The following is a 21692-nucleotide window of genomic DNA, read 5'->3' as shown; positions in this document are numbered from 1 at the left end:
GCGGCATGCGCCGCGAGACCCGCATTGTACAAAGCCCCGCCGCGCCACGCCCCCCCGGGGGGCGCAGGCCCTCCGCGGGCTCAGGAGTCGCTGCCGGCGGCCCGCAGCACGGTGGCGCGCGCCCGGTCCAGGGCGCCGGACTGCGCGTTCAAGGCCTGCAGCCGCTGGTTCAATTCCTGTTGCAGCGTCGGGGTAGAAACCTTGGTCTGGCCATCCTCCAGGGCAATGTCGGCCGCATGCGCGGCGACGAAATCCGCCACGCCCAGCGCATCGCGGGCGACCGCGTCCATCGTGCCCGCGGCTTGCATCAACTCGCCAAACGGCGCCGTGACGGCCTCGTCGTATACGCCGTCGTAGACCGGCGCCAGATCCGGCGCCAGCGTCAGGCCGCCCCGGATGCGATCCGCCTTTGCCCGGGCCGCCTGCAATGCGCTGGCGCTGTCGGCCAGCGTCTTGCGCGCCTCGTCGAAAGCTTGGCGCCGCTGCACGATGTCTTGCACCGAACGGATGGTTTCGGCAGCCAGTACCTGGCGCAGCGGCGCAGCCGCCTTGGCCAGGGATTCCTGGAACCGGGTAATCACCGCGTACGCATCGTCATAATCGCCCACGGCTTCTTTTTCCGTGTCGCTCAGCGCGCCGATCGGCACCAAGGCGCCCGTATCGATGCGCTGTTGCAACAGTTGGATAAAGGCTGCGCGTTCCTCGGGCTCCCGGTTGCCGCAGGCCGCCAGCGCCAGCATCGAAGCCGCCGCCAAGCCCGCCAGGCACATCCGCAGCATTGTCATGCCCCGCCTCCTTGCGTATAGGTTCGCACCCGGGACGCCCGCCCGCCGCCCAGCCGGCGCCTCCGGGCAGATTATCCCGAAGCGCCCGCTTCGCGCCGGCTGCGGGCGGATTTTGTTGCCATCGAATCGATATGACACAGGGCGCCGGCCTCAGACGGGCAGCGGCAAGCGCATCGCGCAGCGGCGCGCCGGATCGAATCCCGCAGCGGCCTCGTGCCGCAACTGCGCGCGCAGTTGCGGCCCTTGTTGCGCCGGCGGCACCTCGGTAAAACCCGCCTGCCGGTAGAAGGGGCCATTCCAGGGCAACTCGCGATCGGTCGTCAGCGCCACGCCGCGATAAATCCCCGCGGCGCGGGCGTGTTCGACCACCACCTGCAGCAGCGCCCGGCCCAGGCCGCGGCCCTGCATCGGCAACGCCACCGACATTTCAGCCAGGAACAAGTCGGCATCCAGCGGCCGCGCCAGCGCAAAACCGGCAGGCCGGGCATCATCGTCCTGTGCCACCCACAAGAGCCCGTCCGCCATCGCCTGTGCCAGCGTCTGGACGGGCAAGGGGTCGCCGGCGGCGGCAAAAGCCATCGGCGTGCGCAGGAACCGCGCGGCGGCGGAGCGTTCGACCTCGGGCAAGAGGGCCAGGTCGGCGAAGGTGGCGTGTCTGATCATGGGGCGCCAAGTATGCCCCAAGCACGCGCGGCGCGTTCGCGGACGAAACTGGATGGGTTCCCCGACCGCCCTGCCTGCCCCCTGCACGCCATCGCCTAAAATGACGCCTTGCCGGCCCGCCGTGGCCGCCCGCCATCCTTGCCGTTGCGCTCGTCATGACCCAAGACATTTCTCCCGACACCTGGGGCTTTGCCCATCCCGATTGCCGCGGCGCCGCCGCCCTGCTGTTTTTCATGAACGACCTGGCGCGCGTGGCCAACCAATATCTGGGGCCGGACCAACTGGGCGAGGAAGCGCTGGCGGATGCGCAAAAAGCCGTCGACGCCCTGCTGGAGCGCTATGTCGAGATCCAGGCCGCCCCCGAAGCCTTCAATGGCGAGCGTATCGAACTGGCCCTGGAAACCGAGACCCGCGCCGACGGCTCGACCGCCGCGCAGGTCGCCTTGCGCATGTCGCCGCGCCTGGAAGCCCTGATCATCGAAGCCCAGCGCCAAGCTCGCCCCGCTACGCACTGACGCGGCCCCAGGGCGCCGACGTATTTCAGCCACGAAAGCGCCCGCTTCCCCCCGCCCATCAAAAAAGCCTTGCAAAATCACCAAACTAGCTATATGATGCTTAGTTGATTCGCCGGTGATCGCCCCCCGCGATGCACACTGGTGAACTTACAAACGCCAGCCATTTCCAAGATATTGCAGCCCCGCGGTATTGCTCCCCGGGCTTGGATCTTGGACCAGCCCCAAGGGCTACGCCAGATCTTTGCGACAGATAACCCTAAAAACGCAGAGTCGGGCCCAAGCCCAGTACAGAACAGTACAAGACGCGAATAAGCGGACTGTAAACGGCAGGCCCTGAAAGGCAGGCCACAAAAGCCCAAGCTTGTCGCCATGACAAGATCGTTCCGCCCAGTCCGGTTCGGTCCCATATCAGCAGTTCACGGCCAGCATCCCAAAGCAGCCGTGCGCCAGATCCGCAGCCCGCTGTTCAGACAGCCCGCCCAGGATCCGGCAGCGAGCCCCAAGCCAATGCCTGGGGCCGCAACCCGCAGCCAAGCCCGCGCGCAAGCAAAACCATGAGAATGCGCAAAGGATCGGCGGCGGTTATGCGTTAGTGTCATGCATGACTCGGCACGCGGACAGGACGCGGTGCGTTACAGCACACTCGTCCTGTCTACGCGGCATGCGCTACGCAGCAATTCCCATAACAAGAACTTGAAAGAGAACACACCATGAATACTCGTTTCACTACCTCGGACCTGATCCGACGCCCGGCTCATACCAAGCTGGACAACATGCCGATCCATATCGGCGACATCGTTTACCTGCAACCGACCAACGGCCCGGCCATTCGCGCCACCGTGATCTTCAACGCGCCGATCGACGGCACGACCACGTACACCACGGAAGTCGTGCCTTGCGGAGCGCCTGCGCAAAAGGCCCCCGGCCAGCGCATCCGCTTCCGCCACGAGCACGTGCATCGCATCGAACCGGTGCGCCGCGCCGCTCGCTAAGCCGGCACTCGCAAGGCAAGCACCCGCCGTATCAGCCATACCCTGAACCGGCGCTTGCTGAGCCAGCTCAAATCCGCCGCGGCCAACCCCGCGGCGGCTTCATTTCTGCGTGATAAAGTCGCAAGCAACGCAGTCATGGCAATAGCATCATGCAAAACAACCGGCTTGCAATCCGCATCTGGGACCTCCCCACCCGCCTCTTCCACTGGGCACTCGTTGTCTGTATCGTCGGCGCCTTCGTCAGCGTGAAGCTGGGCGGCCTGTACATGGATTGGCACGTGCGCTTTGGCTGTACAGCGCTGGGGCTCATCATCTTTCGCGTGCTGTGGGGCTTTTTCGGCCCGCGCTATGCGCGCTTCACGCAGTTCGTGCGCGGCCCGCGCGCGGTGGCCAGCTACCTCAAGGGCGCGGCGGCACCTGCTGGCCATAATCCGCTGGGGGCGCTGTCGGTGCTGGCGCTGCTGCTGGTGATCGGTTTCCAGGCCGTCAGCGGGCTGTTCACCACCGATGACATCCTGACGCAGGGCCCGCTGTTCGGCCACGTCAGCGAATCCACCGCCACGCTGCTGACCTCCTGGCACAAGCTCAACGAGTGGGTCATCATCGCGCTGGTCGCATTGCACCTGGTGGCCGTGGCCTGGTATGCCGTCGTGCGCCGCAAGCGCCTGGTGCGCGCCATCATCACCGGCAATGTCGATCCCAAGGACGTGCCGCCCGGCACCTCGCCCACGCAGGACGGACCGGCCATCTGGCTGCGCGCGCTGATCCTCGGCGCCTGCGTCACCGCGCTGGTGCTGTGGATCCGGTCGCTGGAAATCGTGGCCGACATGTCCTTCTCGTAAAGCCCGCCCTCTTCGCTACATCCAATGAAAAGCCCCTCCGTCGAGGGGCTTTTGCATGCCGGGACGCGCCATGCGGCGCGGCAGGCGCTTACTTCTTCTTGCGGTAGGCGTCGTGACAGGCCTTGCAGCTGGCGCCGACATCACCGAAGGCGGCACGCAGCTTGTCCAGGTCGCCGGCATCGGCCGCGGCCGACAGCTTGACGATGTTGTCCTTGAAAGCCTGCTGCTTCTGCTGGAAGCCTGCGGCATCGCTCCAGATTTCGGGGCGGGCGTCGCCGCCTTCCGTGCCCGCGCCGAAAGCCGTCCACGGCAGCGCCGACAGCGTCTTGAGCACCTCGACGTTGGCCTTGATCTGCGCGGCATCGTAAGGCGCCTGGCCCTTGATCACCGGCGCCATGCGGCCGAAGTGCGAGGCCATCAGGGTCAAGGCCGACTGGCGGTACTTGACGGCGTCTTCAGGCTTGGCGAACTGCGCGGACGCGGAGGTCGCCAGCAGCGGCCCGACGGTCATACAGGCCAGCGCAGCGAGCGTGGACAACTTCTTCATTGCAATCTCCCGTAAGTACAACAAGAATGCCGCGCGCTTGGCGCGCGGCAAGGCGACTATACCGCCCGGGCCAGCTCCGCAGCCAGACCGATATACGAACGCGGGGTCATCGCCAGCAGGCGGGCCTTGGGCTCTTCAGGCAGCGCCAGGCCCTGGATGAATTCTCGCAGGGCTTCTTCGGTAATACCCTTGCCGCGCGTCAAAGCCTTGAGTTGTTCGTAGGGCTGCGGCAGGCCGTAACGGCGCATGACCGTCTGGACGGGCTCGGCCAGCACTTCCCAACACGCGTCGATATCGGCGTCGATGGCCGCGACGTTGACCTCGAGCTTGCCCAGGCCGCGCATGCAGGCATCCCAGGCCACCAGGCAGTAACCCAGGCCCACGCCCAGGTTGCGCAGCACGGTGGAGTCGGTCAGGTCACGCTGCCAGCGGGAGATGGGCAGCTTGTCCGACAGGTGGCGCAGCACGGCGTTGGCCAGGCCCAAATTGCCTTCGGAATTTTCGAAGTCGATCGGGTTGACCTTGTGCGGCATGGTGGACGAGCCGACTTCGCCGTCCTTCAAGCGCTGCTTGAAGTAGCCCAGGGCCACGTAGCCCCAGATGTCGCGGTCCAGGTCGAGCACGATGATGTTGGCGCGCACCACGGCGTCGAACAGCGCCGACATCCAGTCGTGCGGTTCGATCTGGATGGTGTGGCGGTTTTGCGTGAGGCCCAGGCCGGCCAGCACGCGCTGGCTGAAGGCGGGCCAATCGATTTCCGGGTAGGCCGACAGGTGGGCGTTGTAGTTGCCGGTGGCGCCGTTGAGCTTGGCCAGCGGTTCGACGGCTTCAACGGCGGCGATGGCGCGGTTCAGGCGCGCAGCCACGTTGGCGAATTCCTTGCCGAGCGTGGTGGGGCTGGCCGGCTGGCCGTGGGTGCGCGACAGCATCGGCTGATCGGCTTGCGCCACGGCCATGTCGTTGAGCTTGGCGGCGATTTCGCGCAGACGCGGCAACACCACTTCGCTGCGGGCGCGCGACAGCATCAGCGCGTGCGACGTGTTGTTGATGTCTTCGGAGGTGCAGGCGAAATGGATGAATTCGGCAGCGCGCGCCAGTTCGGCGTCGCCGGCGACTTTTTCCTTGAGCCAGTATTCCACGGCTTTGACGTCGTGGTTGGTGACGCGTTCGATGTCCTTGATGCGGGCGGCGTCGGCTTCGGAGAAGTCACGCACCAGCTGCTGCAGGCGGGCGCGGGCTTGCTGCGAGAAGGCGGGCAGCTCGGGCAGGCCGGCGTCGGACAGGGCAACCAGCCAGGCCACCTCGACTTCGACGCGGTGGGCCATGAAACCGGCCTCGGAAAGCAGCCCGCGCAGCGCGTCGCCCCGGGAGGCGTACCGGCCATCCAGTGGCGAAAGGGCGTTAAGTTGGCTAAGCTGGTCGGCGATTTGCATGGTCTGGGAAAGAAAAAGCTGCGGATGGGAAAACCCGGCGATTTTATCATTCAGGGCCGTGCAACATTGTGGCAAACTGAACGGGATTCCGTCCTGCGGACGGTTTGACCGTCATGCGGCCTGCTATACTTCGGCCGCTTTCCGACTCCGCTTGTGAATCCATGAAACTGATCGGCTCGCTTACCAGTCCATACGTGCGCAAAGTGCGTATCGTCATGGCCGAGAAAAAGCTGGATTACCGGCTTGAACTCGAAAACGTCTGGTCCGCCGACACGCAGATCCAAACGTATAACCCGCTGGGCAAGGTGCCCTGCCTGGTCATGGAAGATGGCGGCGCCCTGTTCGACTCGCGCGTCATCGTCGAATACCTGGACACCTTGTCGCCCGTCGCCCGCCTGATTCCTCAGCCGGGCCGTGACCGTGCGGCCGTCAAGTGCTGGGAGGCCATCGCCGACGGCCTGCTCGACGCCTGCGTGACCATCGTCAAGGAAAAGCAGCGTCCCGAGGCTCAACGCAGCCCCGAATGGATCGAACGCCAATACAGCAAGATCGGCGCCAGCCTGGATGCCATGAATAAAAGCCTGGGTGACAACGCCCACTGCATGGGCATCAACTACAGCCTGGCCGATATCGCCGTGGGCTGCGCTCTGGGCTACCTGGACCTGCGTTTCGCCGAACTGGACTGGCGCACGGACCACCTCAATCTGGCGCGGCTGTACGACAAGCTGTCCCAGCGCCAATCGTTCGTGGACACGGTCCCCAAGACCGCCTGACGGCGCCGCCGTCTTCACCCGAACCGCTCCGGCCGCCTTGCGCGGCCGGTTTCACGTCCGGGGCCAGCGGCCCCGGAAAGCAGGCATCAGACCTTAGGCGCCTGCATACGTCTGCCAAGCCTTGGACAGCATGTAGGCCGCCAGCGCGAACAGCAGGCAGGCGAACACCCGCTTCAAGGTCTGCACGGGCAGTCGATGTGCCATGCGGGCGCCCAGGGGGGCGGTCAGCACGCTGGTGCACACCAGGGCGATCAGCGCCGGCCAATAGATATAGCCCAGCATGCCCGGCCGGCTGGCGGCTTCGTTCAGTCCGGACACGATGTAGCCCGCGCTGTTGGCCAGGGCGATGGGGAACCCCAGCGCGGCCGACGTGGACACCGCGTTGTGCAGGGCCACATTGCACCAGACCATGAAGGGCACGGACAGGAAACCGCCGCCCGCCCCGACCAGCCCCGACAGGAAACCGATGCCCGCGCCCGCCGCGCTGGTGCCTGCGATGCCGGGCATCTGACGGCTGGGCTTGGGCTTCTTGTTGCGCAACATGCTCCAGCCCGAATAGCCCACGAACACGGCGAAGAACAACGACAGCCAGAAGGTGCTGAGCGCCGCGAACACCGCACCGCCTGACAACAGGCCGCCGATGATGATGCCGGGCGCCATCGCCCAGACGATGCCCCATTTGATCGTGCCCTTCTGCTGGTGCGCCCGGACGCTGGAGATGGACGTGAACAGGATCGAGGTCATCGACGTCGCGATGGCCGCGTGCACCACCAGGTCGGGCGCCATGCCCTTCCAGGCGAACAGCATGGTCAGGAACGGCACCAGCACCATGCCGCCGCCGATGCCCAGCAAGCCCGCCAGAAAGCCCGTCACCCCGCCCAGGACCAGCAGGCAAATCACCATCGTTACATCCACATCCCTCTCCTCGTTATCGGTTTTTGTCGTTTCATGAACCAGGCCCCGGGAGCATGACGCCCGCGGGGCCTGGTTGGACCTGCCTGTGCCGCATTGAGCCCTGCAGGGCTCAGGCGGCGCTTACACGATAATGCCACCGCCCAGACAGATGTCGCCATCGTAAAGCACGGCAGACTGCCCGGGCGTGACCGCCCATTGGGGCTCGGTGAAATCGAGCGCAAAACTGTCGCCCGCCGCCTGGTCCAGCCGGCAGGCCGCATCGGCCTGGCGGTAGCGCGTCTTGGCGCCGTAGCCGCCCGCGGCGGGCGCATGCCCGGCCACCCAGCTGGCGTCCTGGGCCCGCAACGAGCCGGACAACAGCCACGGGTGGTCGTGACCTTGCACCACATAAAGTATGTTGCGTTCGAGATCCTTGCGCGCCACGTACCAGGCCTCGGCGGTGCCGTCTTCGCGCTGGCGTCCTTTCACGCCGCCCACGCCCAGGCCCTTGCGCTGGCCCAGCGTATAGAAGGACAGGCCCTCGTGACGCCCCACCCTCTGCCCTTCGGGCGTCAGGATCGGGCCCGGTTCGGTGGGCAGATAGCGGTTCAGGAATTCGCGGAACGGGCGCTCGCCGATGAAGCAGATGCCGGTCGAGTCCTTCTTGGCCGCATTGTGCAGGCCGATCTCGTGCGCGATGCGGCGCACTTCGGTCTTGTGGATCTCGCCCAGCGGAAACAGCGTGCGCGACAACTGCGCCTGGTTCAGGCGATGCAGGAAATAGCTCTGGTCCTTCGAGCCGTCCAGCGCCTTGAGCAACTGGAACTGCGAGCCGCCGCCATCGGCCGGCACTTCACGCACGCGGGCATAGTGGCCCGTGGCGATGTGCTCGGCGCCCAGCGCCATGGCGTGGTCCAGGAACGCCTTGAACTTGATCTCGGCGTTGCACAACACGTCGGGGTTGGGCGTGCGTCCGGCCGAATATTCGCGCAGGAATTCCGCGAACACGCGGTCCTTGTATTCGGCGGCGAAATTGACGTATTCGAATTCCACGCCGACCAGGTCGGCCACGCTGGCCGCGTCCAGCAGGTCTTGCCGGGTGGAGCAGTATTCGGAATCGTCGTCGTCTTCCCAGTTCTTCATGAACAGGCCGACGACCTCGTAGCCTTGTTGCTTGAGCAGCCAGGCGGTGACCGAAGAATCGACCCCGCCGGACATGCCGACGACAACGCGGCCCTTCTTGGTGGATATTTGACTCATGATGGCGCCATTTTACTGTGGGCTGGAAGCGTCCTGCGGCTGCGGCTCGGCCGCCCGCGAAACCTCCATCAGCCAGGTGCGGAACGCCTGCAGCGTCGGCAGGTTGGCCTTCTGGTCGGGATAGCACAGGTAATACCCCATACGCGCGCGGATCGGCAGCTGGATGGCGACAGCGAGCTTGCCGTCGCGCAGCTCGTCCTCGATCAGGCAGCGCGGAATCAGCGCCACGCCGAAACCGGCGGCCGCCGCCTGCGACAGCAAGGCGTACTGGTCGAAACGCGCCCCTTCCAGGCTGCGCCGGGTGTCGCAGCCGGCCTGGTCGAACCAGTCGCGCCAGCCCTCGAGCGCCGACGTATGGTGCAGCAGCGGATACGCCAGCAGGTCTTCCGGCGAGCCACAGCCGCCGGGAATCAGGCGCGGGCTACAGACCGGCAGGATCTCGCGGCCGACGATGTAGTCAGCGCCGCTGCCCGGCCAGATGCCTTCGCCAAAGCGCACCGCGGCATCCAGTTCGGGCGTCGAGAAGTCGTAGCCCTGGCGATGCGGCAGGAATTCGACGTGGATATCCGGGCGCAGCCGCATGAAGGCCGTCAGGCGCGGGATCAACCAGCGCGCGCCGAAGGTGGGCATACAGGTCAGGTTGAGCGTGCCGCCCTGCCCCTGATGCGCGATCAGCTCCACGGTGGCGGCTTCGATCTGGCCCAGCCCGGCCTGGACCTTGGTCAGGTAGCTGCGGCCAGCCTCGGTCAAAACCAGGCCTTGCCTGATGCGCAGGAATAGTTCGACCCCGACGAACTCTTCCAGATGTTTCACTTGCTTACTGACCGCACCCTGCGTGACGCACAGTTCCTGCGCGGCGCGGGTAAAGCTGCTGTGCCTGGCGGCGACTTCGAACGCCTGCAGGTCGGTCAGCGAAGGACAGAACCGTCTCATGTGGGGATGCTCCCATGCCCGGTCCGCCTGGAGCGAAGTTACAGAAAGAAACTTCGCCGCAAAAGAGGCATGAAAAAAAGTCATAGCTTACGGAGAAACTTTCGTTTGCGCAAACCCGCCCCGCACGAAAGAATCGCCCTGTTTGCGTCTGCCTTTGCGCATCCGCGTTCCAATTCATAGGGGAATTCATGCAACGCCGTAATGTAGTCCTGGGCCTGTGTGTCGCTGCCGCGACCCTGGCCACGCCGCTGACCTCGAGCATCGCCCATGCCGAAGACGCCTTCCCGAGCAAGCCGATCCGCCTGATCGTGCCGTTCCCGCCCGGAGGCACCACTGACATCGTCGGCCGCCTTTTCGCCGACAAGCTGGGCAAGGAACTGGGCCAGACCGTCGTGGTAGAAAACCGCGGCGGCGCCGGCGGTTCGATCGGCAGCGCGTTTGTCGCCAGCAGCGCACCGGACGGCTACACCCTGGGCATCGCCACCGTCAGCACGCACGGCATCAACCCGGCCATCTACCCGAACCTGCCGTTCGATGGCGAGAAGGACTTCACGCCGGTCTCGAACCTGGCGGCCGTGCCGAACATCATGACCATCAACCCGAAGGTGCAGGCCAAGAACATGGCCGAGTTCATCAAGCTGGCCAAGAGCCAGCCGGGCAAGCTGACGTACGCCTCGGCCGGCAACGGCTCGGTCTCGCACATGATGGGTGAGTTGTTCAAGATGGCCTCGGGCACCGATCTGATGCACGTGCCGTACCGCGGCGTGGGCCCGGCCCTGAACGACGCGCTGGCCGGCCAGGTCGACGTCATGTACGACAACCTGCCCTCGACCCTGCCGCACGTCCAGTCCGGCCGCCTGATCGCCATGGCCGTGGCCGCGCCCAAGCGCGTCGCCAGCCTGCCCGACGTGCCCACGTTCGCCGAAGTCGGCCTGCCGGCCGTCAACGACGCCTCGTGGTTTGGTCTGGTCGCCCCGGCCAAGCTGCCCGCGCCGATCCTGGCCAAGCTGAACGCCGCCGTCCAGAAGGTCAGCGCCGAGCCCGACGTCAAGACGCGCCTGGAAGCGCTGGGTGCCGAACCGGCCGCCAACAGCCCGGCCGATTTCGCCAAGCAGATCTCGGCGGAAATCGCCAAGAACAAGCGCATCGCCAAAGAAGCCAACGTGAAGATCGACTAAGCGATCTTCGGTCCCCGCCCCGCGCCGTGCGCGCCCGGCGGGGACCTCCGATTCACGAACGCAACACCCCTATATGCGAATTTCCCAACCCCTGTCTTACCGGCTCGACCTTCCGCAGCAATACCCGAACTCGGCGCCCTCGGCCCCGCTCGTGCTGGACTCCCCGCACAGCGGCACCGCCTACCCGCCCGACTTCGCGCCCGCGGTGGCTTTCGGCGCCTTGCGCACGGCCGAGGACACCTGGGTTGACGATCTGTGGGGCGACGCCGTCGACATGGGTGTTCCCCTGATCGCCGCCGGCTTCCCGCGCGCCTACATCGACGCCAATCGCGCTCCCGACGAAATCGACCAGTTGCTGCTGGACCAGCCGTGGCCCGGCCCGGTCAACGCCTCGCCCAAGGTCAAGCTGGGCAAGGGCCTGATCTGGCGCATGCTGGACGACGGCACGCCGCTGTACGACCGCAAGCTGACGGTGGAAGAAGTCACGCACCGCATCGAAGCCTGCTGGAAGCCCTACCACGCCGCCCTGGGCCAGGTGCTGGACAGCGCCCACCAGAAGTTCGGCAAGGTCTGGCACATCAACTGCCACTCGATGCCCAGCGTCGCCGGCGCCTATGCCACCGACCGTCCCGGCCTGGTCCACCCCGACTTCGTGCTGGGCGATCGCGACGGCAGCACCAGCGATCCCGCCTTCCGCGAATTCATCGCCACCTGGCTGCGCGAACGCGGCTACAACGTCACCGTGAACGATCCCTACAAGGGCGTTGAACTGGTGCGCGCGTTCGGCCGCCCCGCCGAAGGCCGCCATAGCCTGCAGATCGAGATCAACCGCAATCTGTACATGGACGAAGTCAGCCTGCGTCCGACGGCCAACTACGGCCGCCTGAAATCCGACCTGCGCGACCTGACCGCCGCGCTGATCGACTGGACTCGCTCGCAGACGGCCTGACGCCGGACGCCTGCGCGCCAGTGCCGGCCAGCAGCCCGTCAGTCTGGCCGGTATGACCGGGGTGCAAGCCCCCAAGCCCCATGGTTAACCCCATGGGGCTTTCTTTTTGGGCCAGCGCTTCGGGGTATCCATTCCGTGTATAAATACGCGAACCTTCTTAGGAGAGGCGTCGATGCACATCGGGATACCAAGAGAAACCCGAGACGGGGAAACCCGTGTCGCAGCAACACCGGAGACCGTCAAGAAGTACGTAGGCGGCAAACACACCGTTGTCGTGGAGCGTGGCGCAGGCAATGCGGCGCGCTATCTGGATGAAGCCTACGAGGCCGCGGGCGCCACGCTCGGCACCGCCCAGGATGCGCTGGGGGCGGAGCTGGTCCTGAAGGTTCGCGCCCCTGCCGGATCCGAGCTGCCGCACATGAAATCCGGCGCCGTCGTCATCGGCATGCTCGATCCGTTCGACGCCGAGGGCCTCGCGCAGATGGCCGGCGCCGGACTGATCGGCTTTGCGCTTGAAGCCGCGCCCCGCATCACCCGCGCCCAAAGCCTGGACGTGCTGTCGTCGCAGGCCAACCTGGCCGGCTACAAGGCCGTGCTGCTGGCGGCCCACCACTATGGTCGCCTGATCCCGATGATGATGACCGCCGCGGGCACGCTCAAGGCCGCCCGCGCCGTCGTGCTGGGCACCGGCGTAGCCGGGCTGCAGGCCATCGCCACGGCCAAGCGCCTGGGGGCGGTGGTCGAAGCCTCCGACGTGCGCCCCGCCGCCCGTGAACAGGTCGAGTCGCTCGGCGCCAAGTTCATCGACGTGCCGTTCGAAACCGATGAAGAGCGCGAGATCGCGCAAGGCGTGGGCGGCTACGCCCGCCCCATGCCGCCGGCCTGGATGGCGCGGCAGGCGGCGCTGGTGTCCGAACGCTGCAAGCAGGCCGACATTGTCGTCACCACCGCATTGATCCCCGGCCGTCCGGCGCCCACGCTGGTCTCGGCCGACACCGTGGCAGCCATGAAGCCCGGCTCGGTCCTGGTCGACCTGGCCGTCGAGCGCGGCGGCAACTGCCCGCTGTCCGAAAAGGGCAAGATCGTGGAAAAGCATGGCGTGACGCTCATCGGGCTGACCAACCTGCCCGGCCTGGTGGCCACCGACGCGTCGGCGCTCTATGCCCGCAACATCCTCGACTTCCTCAAACTCATCATCAATGCGGACGGCGCGCTGGCGATCCAGCGCGACGATGAAATCGTGACGGCCTGCCTGGTGTGCGAAGGCGGCAATGTGACGCGGAGAACCTGAAACATGGAAGCGATCAATCCCACCCTGATGAATCTCATCATCTTCGTGCTGGCCATCTATGTCGGCTACCACGTGGTCTGGAACGTCACCCCGGCGCTGCACACGCCGCTCATGGCGGTCACCAACGCCATCTCCGCCATCATCATCGTCGGCGCCATGCTCGCGGCCGCGCTGACCGAAGGCGGACTGGCCCGCGGCATGGGCGTGTTCGCCGTGGCGCTGGCCGCCGTGAACGTGTTCGGCGGCTTCCTGGTCACCCGGCGCATGCTGGAGATGTTCAAGAAGAAGGACAAAAAGCCCGCCAAGGAGGAAGCGAAATGATCTCGCTCAACCTCGTGACGCTGCTGTACCTGATCGCGTCGGTGTGCTTCATCCAGGCGCTCAAGGGCCTATCGCATCCCACCACGTCGCGGCTGGGCAATGCCTTCGGCATGGCCGGCATGGCGATCGCGGTGCTGACGACCGGCGCGCTTATCGTCGGCCTGGCCCGCTCGGGCACGGCCACGATCGGACTGGGCTGGGTACTGCTGGGCCTGCTCGTGGGCGGCTCGATCGGCACGCTGATGGCCAAGCGCGTGGAAATGACCAAAATGCCCGAACTGGTCGCTTTCATGCACAGCATGATCGGCCTGGCGGCCGTGGCCATCGCGGTGGCCGTGGTGGCCGAACCGCATGCCTTCGGCATCGTCGCGGCCGGCACCCTGATCCCCACCGGCAACCGCTTCGAGCTGTTCATCGGAACCTTCGTGGGCGCCATTACCTTCTCCGGTTCGGTCATCGCCTTCGGCAAGCTGTCGGGTAAATACAAGTTCCGGCTGTTCCAGGGCGCGCCCGTGGTGTTCCCCGGCCAGCACATGCTGAATCTGGCGCTTGCGCTGCTGATGCTGGCCATGGGCGTGTGGTTCATGCTGACCCAGGACTGGACGCCCTTCATCATCATGACCCTGATCGCCTTCGTGCTGGGCGTACTGATCATCATCCCCATCGGGGGCGCCGACATGCCCGTGGTGGTGTCGATGCTGAACAGCTATTCGGGCTGGGCCGCGGCGGGCATCGGCTTCTCGCTGAACAATCCGATGCTGATCATCGCCGGTTCGCTGGTGGGATCGTCCGGCGCCATCCTCTCTTACATCATGTGCAAGGCGATGAACCGGTCGTTCTTCAACGTGATCCTGGGCGGCTTCGGCGGACAGGCGGGCGCCGGTACGGCCGCGGGCGGCGGCCAGCAACGCAGCGTCAAGTCGGGCAGTCCCGACGACGCCGCCTTCCTGATGAGCAACGCCGAAAGCGTGACCATCGTGCCGGGCTACGGCCTGGCGGTGGCCCGCGCCCAGCATGCGCTGAAGGAACTCGCTGAAAAGCTCACCGCACGCGGCGTGACGGTCAAGTACGCCATCCACCCCGTCGCCGGCCGCATGCCGGGCCACATGAACGTGCTGCTGGCCGAGGCCGAAGTGCCCTACGACCAAGTCTTCGAAATGGAAGACATCAACAGCGAATTCGCCCAGACGGACGTGGTGCTGGTGCTGGGCGCCAACGATGTGGTCAACCCGGCCGCCAAGAACGATCCCACGTCGCCGATTGCCGGCATGCCGATCCTGGAGGCCTACAAGGCGCGCACGGTGATCGTGAACAAGCGCTCGATGGCCTCCGGCTACGCCGGCCTGGACAACGAGCTGTTCTACATGGACCGCACCATGATGGTCTTCGGCGACGCCAAGAAAGTGCTGGAAGACATGGTCAAGGCCGTGGAATGACGGCTTGACCAGACCCGCGGCGCGCCGGCGCCGCGGGGTACCGCCCCGCCCTGGCCCCCTACGCGCGGGCCAGGTGCTCGTCCACCACCTCGACCCAGTGCCGCACAGGCGTATCCGTGCCGCTTTGCAGGTGGCCGATGCAGCCGATATTGGCCGACAGGATCACGTCCGGCCCGCTGGGCGCGATCGCATCCAGCTTGCGATCGCGCAACGCCAGGGCGATCTCGGGATTCAGCACCGAATACGCGCCCGCCGAACCGCAGCAAAGATGCTTGTCCGCGAACGGCAGCAGCTCGAAGCCCAGGTCGGCCAGCAACTGCTCGGACAATGGCCGCAGCCCCTGCCAATGCTGCAGGGTGCACGGCGGGTGAAACGCCGCCCGCATGCCCTTGGCGGCGAGCCGCTCGCGCAACTGGGCCGCGTGGGGCGCCACGATTTCCGCCACGTCCTTGACCCGCGCCACGATGTCCGCGGCCTTTTGGGCGTAGGCGGGATCATGGCGCAGATGGTGCGCGTATTCCTTGACCATGGCGCCGCAACCCGACGCATTCATGACGATGGCCTCGACCGCGCCGTCCTGCACCAGCGGCCACCAGGCGTCCACATTGGCGCGCATCTGGTCCAGCGCGGCTTCCTGCGCGTCCAGGTGGAAGCTGACCGCGCCGCAGCAGCCCGCACCCGGCGCGATGCGCGCGCCGATGCCAATGGCATCCAGCACGCGGATGGTGGCGGCGTCGATCGTCGGCATCATGGCCGGCTGCACGCAGCCCGCCAGCATCAATACCTGCCGCGCATGGCCCGCCACCTGCGGCAACGCGCCCACCGCGCGGCGTTCCGGCACCTTGCGCTTCAAGGCTTCCGGCAAGGCGCCGCGCACCGCCTGGCCCAGCCGCATGGCCGGCCCGAACAGCGGCGACAGCATGGCCCGCCGCAGCATCTTGCGCTTGGCTTTTTCGGCCCAAGGCCTCGGCACCCGTTCTTCGACGATCTGGCGGCCGATATCCACCAGATGCCCGTACTCCACGCCCGAAGGGCAAGTCGTCTCGCAATTGCGGCACGTCAGGCAGCGGTCCAGATGCTGTTGGGTGGACTGCGTGGGTTCGGCGCCTTCGAGCACCTGCTTGATCAGGTAGATGCGGCCGCGCGGACTGTCGAGTTCATCGCCCAGCACCTGGTAGGTGGGACAGGTGGCCGTGCAGAATCCGCAATGCACGCAGCGCCGCAGGATCGCATCGGCCTCTTTACCCAAGTCGGTATCGCGGGCCCAGGCTGCCAGATTGGTTTGCATGATGCGCTATAGCTCCAGGACCAGGCGGCCGGGGTTGAACAACCCGGCCGGATCGAGTTCTTGCTTGAGCCGGCGCGTGATCAACGCCACGCCGGGCGACAGCGGATGAAACACGCCATCCGACGGCGGCTTGACGCCCGCCGGCCGGAACAACGTCGCATGGCCGCCCAGGCGTTGCGCCAGTTCGCGCAGCTCGGCGGCATCCTGAGGCCCGGACAGCCAGCGCTGGCCGCCGCCCCACTCCACCAGCGCAGGCCCGTTGCCAAGCGCGGCCGCCGTGGGCGGCAAGGCCAGGCGCCACAGTGGTCTGCCCGGCGCGAAGAAGGCGTGCGTCTGCTCGCGCAAGCCGGTCCACCAGGCCTGGGCCGCCTCGGGCGACAGCGGGTCGCCGCCAATCAGCTGGCGCGCGCTCGATATCGCCGGCGGCGCGCCGGCCAGGCGCACGTGCACCTGGCCCTCGCCCTGCGCCGCGCCCGTCCAGCTGGTGGCGGAAATCGGCAAAGGCTTGCCGCGCCACAGCGCAAAGCTGGCCAGCGCCTGGGCCTGCGTGGCGGGCAACGTCAAGGTCAGTTCCTGCATCGGCTTGGGCACGACTTTCAGCGACACCTCGAGGATGGCGCCGAAGATGCCGTGCGACCCCGCCAACAGGCGCGAGACGTCATAGCCGGCCACGTTCTTCATGACCTCGCCGCCGAACGACAGCACGCGGCCATCCGAGTCCAGCAGTTGCGCGCCCAGCACGAAATCGCGCAAGGCCCCCGCGCTCATGCGCCGCGGACCCGACAAACCGGCGGCCACGCAGCCGCCCACCGTCGCGGCGGGTGAAAAATGCGGCGGCTCAAAGGCCAGCATCTGCCCGTGCTCGGCCAGCGCCGCCTCCAGTTCAGCCAGCGGCGTGCCGGCGCGCACCGTCACCACCAACTCTGAAGGGTGATAGCTGACGATGCCGCGATACGGGGTCATGTCCAGCAGGCAATGGCCATCTTGCGGCGTCACGGGCCGGTAATTGCCGTAGAACGCCTTGCTGCCGCCACCCATGACGAACAGCGGCTTGTGACCGGCGCGCGCCGTCATGACCTGGTCGCACAATTCCGACAGGACGAAATCCATGGGGGAGGCGTCCTAGAAGCGAGCGAGATCCGGGAAGCGCAACTCGCCCGCATGCACATGCATCTTGCCGTATTCGGCACAGCGGGCCAGTGTAGGGATGACCTTTTCAGGATTCAGCAGGCACGGCGGGTCGAACGCCCGCTTGACGGCCAGGAACGCGTCGAGTTCTTCGCGAGAGAATTGCACGCACATTTGATTTATTTTCTCCATTCCTACCCCGTGCTCTCCAGTCACGGTTCCTCCTACCTGCACGCACAGTTCGAGTATGGCCGCGCCGAATTTTTCAGCGCGTTCCACTTCGTCCGGTTTATTCGAATCGAACAGGATCAACGGATGCAGGTTGCCGTCGCCCGCATGAAAGACGTTGGCGCAGCGCAAGCCGAACTCGTCTTCCATTTGCTCGATGGCGCCCAGCACCCGGGCGAGATGACGGCGCGGAATCGTGCCGTCCATGCAGTAGTAATCGGGCGACACGCGCCCTGCGGCGGGAAACGCGTTCTTGCGCCCCGCCCAGAATTTCAGCCGTTCGGCCTCGGATGCGGACACCTGGCAACGGGTGGCGCCGGCCGCGCGGAAGATGGCTTCCATGCGAGCGATCTCGTGCGCCACTTCTTCTGGCGTGCCATCCGATTCGCACAGCAGTATCGCTTGCGCATCCATGTCGTAGCCTGCGCGCACGAAGGGTTCGACCATGTGCGTCGCGCGCCGGTCCATCATTTCCAGGCCCGCCGGAATGATGCCGTCGGCGATCACCTGCGTCACCGCGTTGCCCGCGGCCTCGACGCTGGCAAAGCTGGCCATCACCACCTGGGCGCAGGCCGGCTTGGGGATCAGCTTGACGGTGACTTCGGTCACCACGCCCAGCATGCCTTCGGAACCGATGAACACCGACAGCAAGTCCAGCCCGGGCGCGTCCGGCGCCTCGGAACCAAGCTCCACCACGTCGCCGTCGATGGTGACCATGCGCACCCGCAGCACGTTGTGCACCGTCAACCCGTACTTCAGGCAATGCACGCCGCCGGAATTTTCCGCGACATTGCCGCCGATGGAACAGGCAATCTGGCTGGAAGGATCGGGCGCGTAATACAGGCCGTAGGGCGAGGCGGCTTCGGAGATGGCCAGGTTGCGGACCCCGGGCTCGACCACTGCGGTGGCGCTGGCCAGATCGATATGCTTGATGCGGTTGAATTTGGACAGGCCAAGCAACACGCCCTGGCTGTGCGGCATGGCGCCGCCCGACAGGCCGGTGCCGGCGCCGCGCGCCACCAGCGGCGCATTGAACCGCTTGCAGATGCGCAAGACCGCCTGCACCTGCTCCTCGGTTTCCGGCAGCGCCACCACCGCGGGCAAGGCCCGGTACAAGGACAGCCCATCGCATTCGTAGGGCCGCGTGTCTTCTTCGCGGAACAATACGCAATGCGACGGCAACGCGGCCGATAGCGCCTCGACGAGTTGCTGCAACGAATAAGGCGCCTGCGCGTGGGACAGGCCGGTTTCGACCAGAGAATTCATGAGCGCAACAATAGCGCGACCGCAGGCTGGACGCAGGCCGGGATTTACCCGCATCCTGCGTATACCCGGCCGCCGGCCAACAGGCGATACGCGCGGCGTAGACGTAACCAGCCGTAAAGAACATCGCGCGGTCAGCCTCCACACGCCCCTGCCCGCTGTGGGGGCATTCTCATCGGCTGGGAACGGCCAAGCGCAAAGCGCGCCTTCACTGCAGTCAGCCGCGCAAATCATGCATGGCAATGAAAAGGCCGGCAGGTTGCCCTGCCGGCCTCGTCTTGCGCAGCCCTTGCGGGCAGCTTACCAGGACACGATCTTGCCCGGGTTCAGGATGTTGTTCGGATCGAACGCATGCTTGAGACTGCGCATCAATTCCAGCGCATTGTCGCCATGCTCTTCGGCCATGAATTGCATTTTGTGCAGTCCAATGCCATGTTCGCCGGTGCAGGTGCCGTCAGCGGCGATCGCACGGCGCACCAGGTTGTGGTTGATGGTTTCGGATTCCTGCCACTCGCTTTCGTTGTCGGCATCCAGCAGCATCAGCACATGGAAGTTGCCGTCGCCGACGTGGCCCACGATGGTGTAGGGGAAGCTGGCGCGGTCCAGTTCCTCGACCGTGTCGCGCACGCAATCGGCCAGGCGCGAAATCGGCACGCAGACGTCGGTGGTGCTGGCGCGGCAACCGGGGCGCAGTTGCAGGCCGGCGAAATACGCGTTGTGGCGCGCGGTCCACAGGCGGCTGCGGTCTTCGGGGCGCTCTGCCCATTCGAAGTCCATGCCGCCGTGTTCGGCGGTGATGGCCTGCACGGTTTCGGCCTGCTCCTGCACGCCGGCGGGGCTGCCATGGAATTCGAACACCAGCAGCGGCGTCTCGCGCAGCGTCAGCTTGCTGTGCAGGTTCACCGCGCGCACGCTGGCCGCGTCCATGAATTCGACGCGAGCCACCGGCACGCCCATCTGGATGATTTCGATCACGCTCTGCACGGCAGCATCGAGCGAGGGGAAGTTGCAGACGGCCGCCGACACGGCCTCGGGCTGTGGATACAGGCGCACCGTCACTTCGGTGATGATGCCCAGCGTGCCTTCGCTGCCCACGAAAATGCGGGTGAGGTCGTAGCCCGCCGACGATTTGCGGGCGCGGCCGGCGGTGCGCACGATGCGGCCGTCGGCGGTGACCACGGTCAGCGACATGACGTTCTCGCGCATGGTGCCGTAGCGCACGGCATTGGTGCCAGAGGCGCGCGTGGCGGCCATGCCGCCCAGGCTGGCGTCGGCGCCCGGATCGATCGGGAAGAACAGGCCGGTGCTGCGGATCTCTTCGTTGAGTTGCTTGCGCAGCACGCCGGCCTGCACCGTCGCGGTCAGGTCTTCCGCGTTGACGGCCAGCACCTTGTTCATCTGCGACAGGTCCAGGCTGATGCCGCCCTGGATCGCCAGGATATGGCCTTCCAGCGAAGAACCGGCGCCATAGGGAATCAACGGCACGCGGTGCTCGTTGCACAGCTTGGCGATCTCGGCCACTTCCTCGGTGGTCTGGGCGAAGACGACGGCATCCGGCAGCATGGCCGGGTACGGCGATTCATCGCGGCCGTGGTGCTCGCGCACCGCGGCGGATTCAGAGAAGCGGTCGCCGAAACGGGCGCGCAGGGCCTCCAGACAGGCGGCCGGCACCGCGCGGCGCAGCGATTCAGCGTGCAGGGGAGCATTCATGATCAGCAGGTTCTCGGATGGATGGGACGATCCGGATATTCTACGCCGCCCGCCCTGCCCCGCCGCAAACCGCCCCGAGAGGCGTTTTGCGGCGGCCGGGAGTTACTTGCCGGAGGTCAGCGAGACGCGGCGGCGTTCGCGCACGGCATGCGCCAGGCGCTCGAGCACGGCCACGGAGGCGTCCCAGTCGATGCAGCCGTCGGTGATGCTCTGGCCATAGACCAGCGGCGTGCCCGGCACCAGGTCCTGGCGGCCGCCCAGCAGGTGGCTTTCGACCATGACGCCCACCAGGCGCGCGTCGCCCGCTTCCATCTGGCGCGCGACGTCTTCGACGACCAGCGTCTGGTTCTCGGGCTTCTTGCTGCTGTTGGCATGGCTGGCGTCGACCATGACGCGTTGCGCCAGGCCGGCCTTGGACATGTCCTGGCAGGCCGCGTCCACGCTTACCGCATCGTAGTTCGGCGTCTTGCCGCCGCGCAGGATGACGTGACAGTCCTCGTTGCCGGCGGTGGAGACGATGGCCGAATGCCCGCCCTTGGTCACCGACAGGAAATGGTGCGGCTGCGACGCCGCCTTGATCGCGTCCACCGCGATCTTCACATTGCCGTCCGTGCCGTTCTTGAAACCCACCGGACACGACAACCCGGACGCCAGCTCGCGGTGCACCTGACTCTCGGTCGTGCGCGCCCCGATCGCCCCCCAGGAGACCAGGTCCGCAATGTATTGCGGCGTAATCATGTCCAGGAACTCGCACCCCGCCGGCAGGCCCAGACTATTGATGTCCAGCAGCAGTTCGCGCGCCACGCGCACGCCCTTGTTGATATCGAAGCTGCCGTTCAGGTCCGGATCGTTGATCAGCCCCTTCCAACCGACCGTGGTGCGGGGCTTCTCGAAATAGACGCGCATCACGATTTCCAGGTCGGCGCTCAGGCGGTCGCGTACCGGCTTCAGGCGCTTCGCATACTCGATCGCGGCGCGGGTGTCGTGAATCGAGCAGGGGCCGATCACGACGATCATACGATCGTCCATGCCGTGCAGGATGCGGTGCATCGACTGCCGGGCGGAGAACACGGTATCGGATGCCTCTTGCGTGCATGCGAACTCGCGCATCACGTGCGCGGGCGGGTTCAGCTCTTTGATTTCTCGGATGCGAAGGTCGTCGGTATTGTGTGACACGGTACTGCTCCTGGGTTTCCCGCCACGGAGCTCCTGCTCCGGGGTTGTTCCTCAAGCTGACGGCACAAAAAAAGCCGCCAGTTCGCT

Annotated in this window: 21 protein-coding genes; 9 read left to right on the top strand and 12 right to left on the bottom strand. The window is 66.1% G+C overall.

What is annotated here, in order from left to right:
* Nucleotides 1–80: 80 nt before the first annotated feature.
* Both A9974_RS10665 and A9974_RS10660 read right to left on the bottom strand, forming a co-directional pair.
* Complete coding sequence (locus tag A9974_RS10665) at nt 81–785, bottom strand: DUF3053 family protein (protein WP_183004054.1); 705 nt, start codon at nt 783–785, stop codon at nt 81–83.
* Nucleotides 786–935: 150 nt separating this feature from the next.
* Nucleotides 936–1448 (bottom strand): GNAT family N-acetyltransferase, encoded by a 513-nt coding sequence (locus A9974_RS10660; RefSeq protein ID WP_183004053.1) that lies wholly within the window; start codon nt 1446–1448, stop codon nt 936–938.
* A gap of 155 nt (nt 1449–1603) precedes the next feature.
* Between A9974_RS10660 and A9974_RS10655 the strand changes: the two genes are divergently transcribed.
* The 3 genes from A9974_RS10655 to A9974_RS10645 all read left to right on the top strand — a co-directional run bounded on the left by A9974_RS10655 (nt 1604) and on the right by A9974_RS10645 (nt 3797).
* Nucleotides 1604–1963, top strand: a complete 360-nt coding sequence (locus A9974_RS10655; protein WP_183004052.1) for a hypothetical protein — start codon at nt 1604–1606, stop codon at nt 1961–1963.
* Between the two features lie 710 nt (nt 1964–2673).
* Nucleotides 2674–2955: a hypothetical protein gene (locus A9974_RS10650; RefSeq protein WP_183004051.1), complete on the top strand. Its 282-nt coding sequence runs from the start codon at nt 2674–2676 to the stop codon at nt 2953–2955.
* Nucleotides 2956–3104: 149 nt separating this feature from the next.
* Entirely contained in the window at nt 3105–3797 is a 693-nt protein-coding gene (locus tag A9974_RS10645) for a cytochrome b/b6 domain-containing protein (protein WP_183004050.1), read from the top strand.
* An 88-nt stretch (nt 3798–3885) separates the two neighbouring features.
* On the opposite strand, the gene A9974_RS10640 is transcribed toward A9974_RS10645, so the two are convergent.
* Together A9974_RS10640 and purB are read right to left on the bottom strand one after the other, a co-directional pair.
* Nucleotides 3886–4344, bottom strand: coding sequence for a cytochrome c (locus tag A9974_RS10640; RefSeq protein ID WP_183004049.1), 459 nt, complete (start codon nt 4342–4344; stop codon nt 3886–3888).
* A 56-nt stretch (nt 4345–4400) separates the two neighbouring features.
* Complete coding sequence (gene purB, locus A9974_RS10635; protein ID WP_183004048.1) at nt 4401–5777, bottom strand: adenylosuccinate lyase; 1377 nt, start codon at nt 5775–5777, stop codon at nt 4401–4403.
* Between the two features lie 161 nt (nt 5778–5938).
* On the opposite strand from purB, the gene A9974_RS10630 reads away from it, so the two are divergent.
* Nucleotides 5939–6550, top strand: a complete 612-nt coding sequence (locus A9974_RS10630) for a glutathione S-transferase (protein ID WP_183004047.1) — start codon at nt 5939–5941, stop codon at nt 6548–6550.
* 93 nt (nt 6551–6643) lie between these two features.
* On the opposite strand, the gene A9974_RS10625 is transcribed toward A9974_RS10630, so the two are convergent.
* From A9974_RS10625 to gcvA, 3 genes are all read right to left on the bottom strand, one after another.
* On the bottom strand, nt 6644–7465 hold the full coding sequence (locus A9974_RS10625; protein ID WP_183004046.1) for a sulfite exporter TauE/SafE family protein: 822 nt from the start codon (nt 7463–7465) through the stop codon (nt 6644–6646).
* 120 nt (nt 7466–7585) lie between these two features.
* Entirely contained in the window at nt 7586–8704 is a 1119-nt protein-coding gene (gene mnmA / locus A9974_RS10620) for a tRNA 2-thiouridine(34) synthase MnmA (protein WP_183004045.1), read from the bottom strand.
* 12 nt (nt 8705–8716) lie between these two features.
* On the bottom strand, nt 8717–9637 hold the full coding sequence (gene gcvA / locus A9974_RS10615) for a transcriptional regulator GcvA (protein WP_183004044.1): 921 nt from the start codon (nt 9635–9637) through the stop codon (nt 8717–8719).
* A gap of 188 nt (nt 9638–9825) precedes the next feature.
* Between gcvA and A9974_RS10610 the strand changes: the two genes are divergently transcribed.
* The 5 genes from A9974_RS10610 to A9974_RS10590 all read left to right on the top strand — a co-directional run bounded on the left by A9974_RS10610 (nt 9826) and on the right by A9974_RS10590 (nt 14812).
* The gene (locus tag A9974_RS10610; protein WP_183004043.1) at nt 9826–10815 is read left to right on the top strand and encodes a tripartite tricarboxylate transporter substrate binding protein; all 990 of its coding nucleotides are present in this window, start codon (nt 9826–9828) and stop codon (nt 10813–10815) included.
* Nucleotides 10816–10888: 73 nt separating this feature from the next.
* Nucleotides 10889–11764: an N-formylglutamate amidohydrolase gene (locus A9974_RS10605; RefSeq protein ID WP_183004042.1), complete on the top strand. Its 876-nt coding sequence runs from the start codon at nt 10889–10891 to the stop codon at nt 11762–11764.
* Nucleotides 11765–11936: 172 nt separating this feature from the next.
* Nucleotides 11937–13055: a Re/Si-specific NAD(P)(+) transhydrogenase subunit alpha gene (locus A9974_RS10600; protein WP_183004041.1), complete on the top strand. Its 1119-nt coding sequence runs from the start codon at nt 11937–11939 to the stop codon at nt 13053–13055.
* Between the two features lie 3 nt (nt 13056–13058).
* Complete coding sequence (locus tag A9974_RS10595; protein ID WP_006393790.1) at nt 13059–13376, top strand: NAD(P) transhydrogenase subunit alpha; 318 nt, start codon at nt 13059–13061, stop codon at nt 13374–13376.
* Complete coding sequence (locus A9974_RS10590) at nt 13373–14812, top strand: NAD(P)(+) transhydrogenase (Re/Si-specific) subunit beta (RefSeq protein ID WP_183004040.1); 1440 nt, start codon at nt 13373–13375, stop codon at nt 14810–14812. The genes A9974_RS10595 and A9974_RS10590 overlap by 4 nt, the downstream gene beginning before the upstream one ends.
* 58 nt (nt 14813–14870) lie before the next feature.
* Here A9974_RS10590 and glcF read toward each other — a convergent pair whose 3' ends face one another.
* The 5 genes from glcF to aroG form a co-directional block, all read right to left on the bottom strand.
* Nucleotides 14871–16100, bottom strand: coding sequence for a glycolate oxidase subunit GlcF (gene glcF / locus A9974_RS10585; protein WP_183004039.1), 1230 nt, complete (start codon nt 16098–16100; stop codon nt 14871–14873).
* Nucleotides 16101–16106: 6 nt separating this feature from the next.
* The gene (gene glcE, locus A9974_RS10580; RefSeq protein ID WP_183004038.1) at nt 16107–17210 is read right to left on the bottom strand and encodes a glycolate oxidase subunit GlcE; all 1104 of its coding nucleotides are present in this window, start codon (nt 17208–17210) and stop codon (nt 16107–16109) included.
* Between the two features lie 12 nt (nt 17211–17222).
* Entirely contained in the window at nt 17223–18722 is a 1500-nt protein-coding gene (locus A9974_RS10575) for an FAD-linked oxidase C-terminal domain-containing protein (RefSeq protein ID WP_183004037.1), read from the bottom strand.
* A gap of 297 nt (nt 18723–19019) precedes the next feature.
* Nucleotides 19020–20429, bottom strand: coding sequence for an FAD-binding oxidoreductase (locus A9974_RS10570; protein ID WP_183004036.1), 1410 nt, complete (start codon nt 20427–20429; stop codon nt 19020–19022).
* Nucleotides 20430–20531: 102 nt separating this feature from the next.
* Nucleotides 20532–21605, bottom strand: coding sequence for a 3-deoxy-7-phosphoheptulonate synthase AroG (gene aroG / locus A9974_RS10565; RefSeq protein ID WP_183004035.1), 1074 nt, complete (start codon nt 21603–21605; stop codon nt 20532–20534).
* Between the last annotated feature and the right edge of the window lie 87 nt (nt 21606–21692).

This window comes from Achromobacter sp. UMC71 (genome assembly GCF_014170305.1).
Classification (GTDB): Bacteria; Pseudomonadota; Gammaproteobacteria; order Burkholderiales; family Burkholderiaceae_B; genus Achromobacter.
The sequence above is the reverse complement of the archived record's forward strand: the minus strand, read 5'-3'. Positions and strand labels throughout refer to the sequence as shown.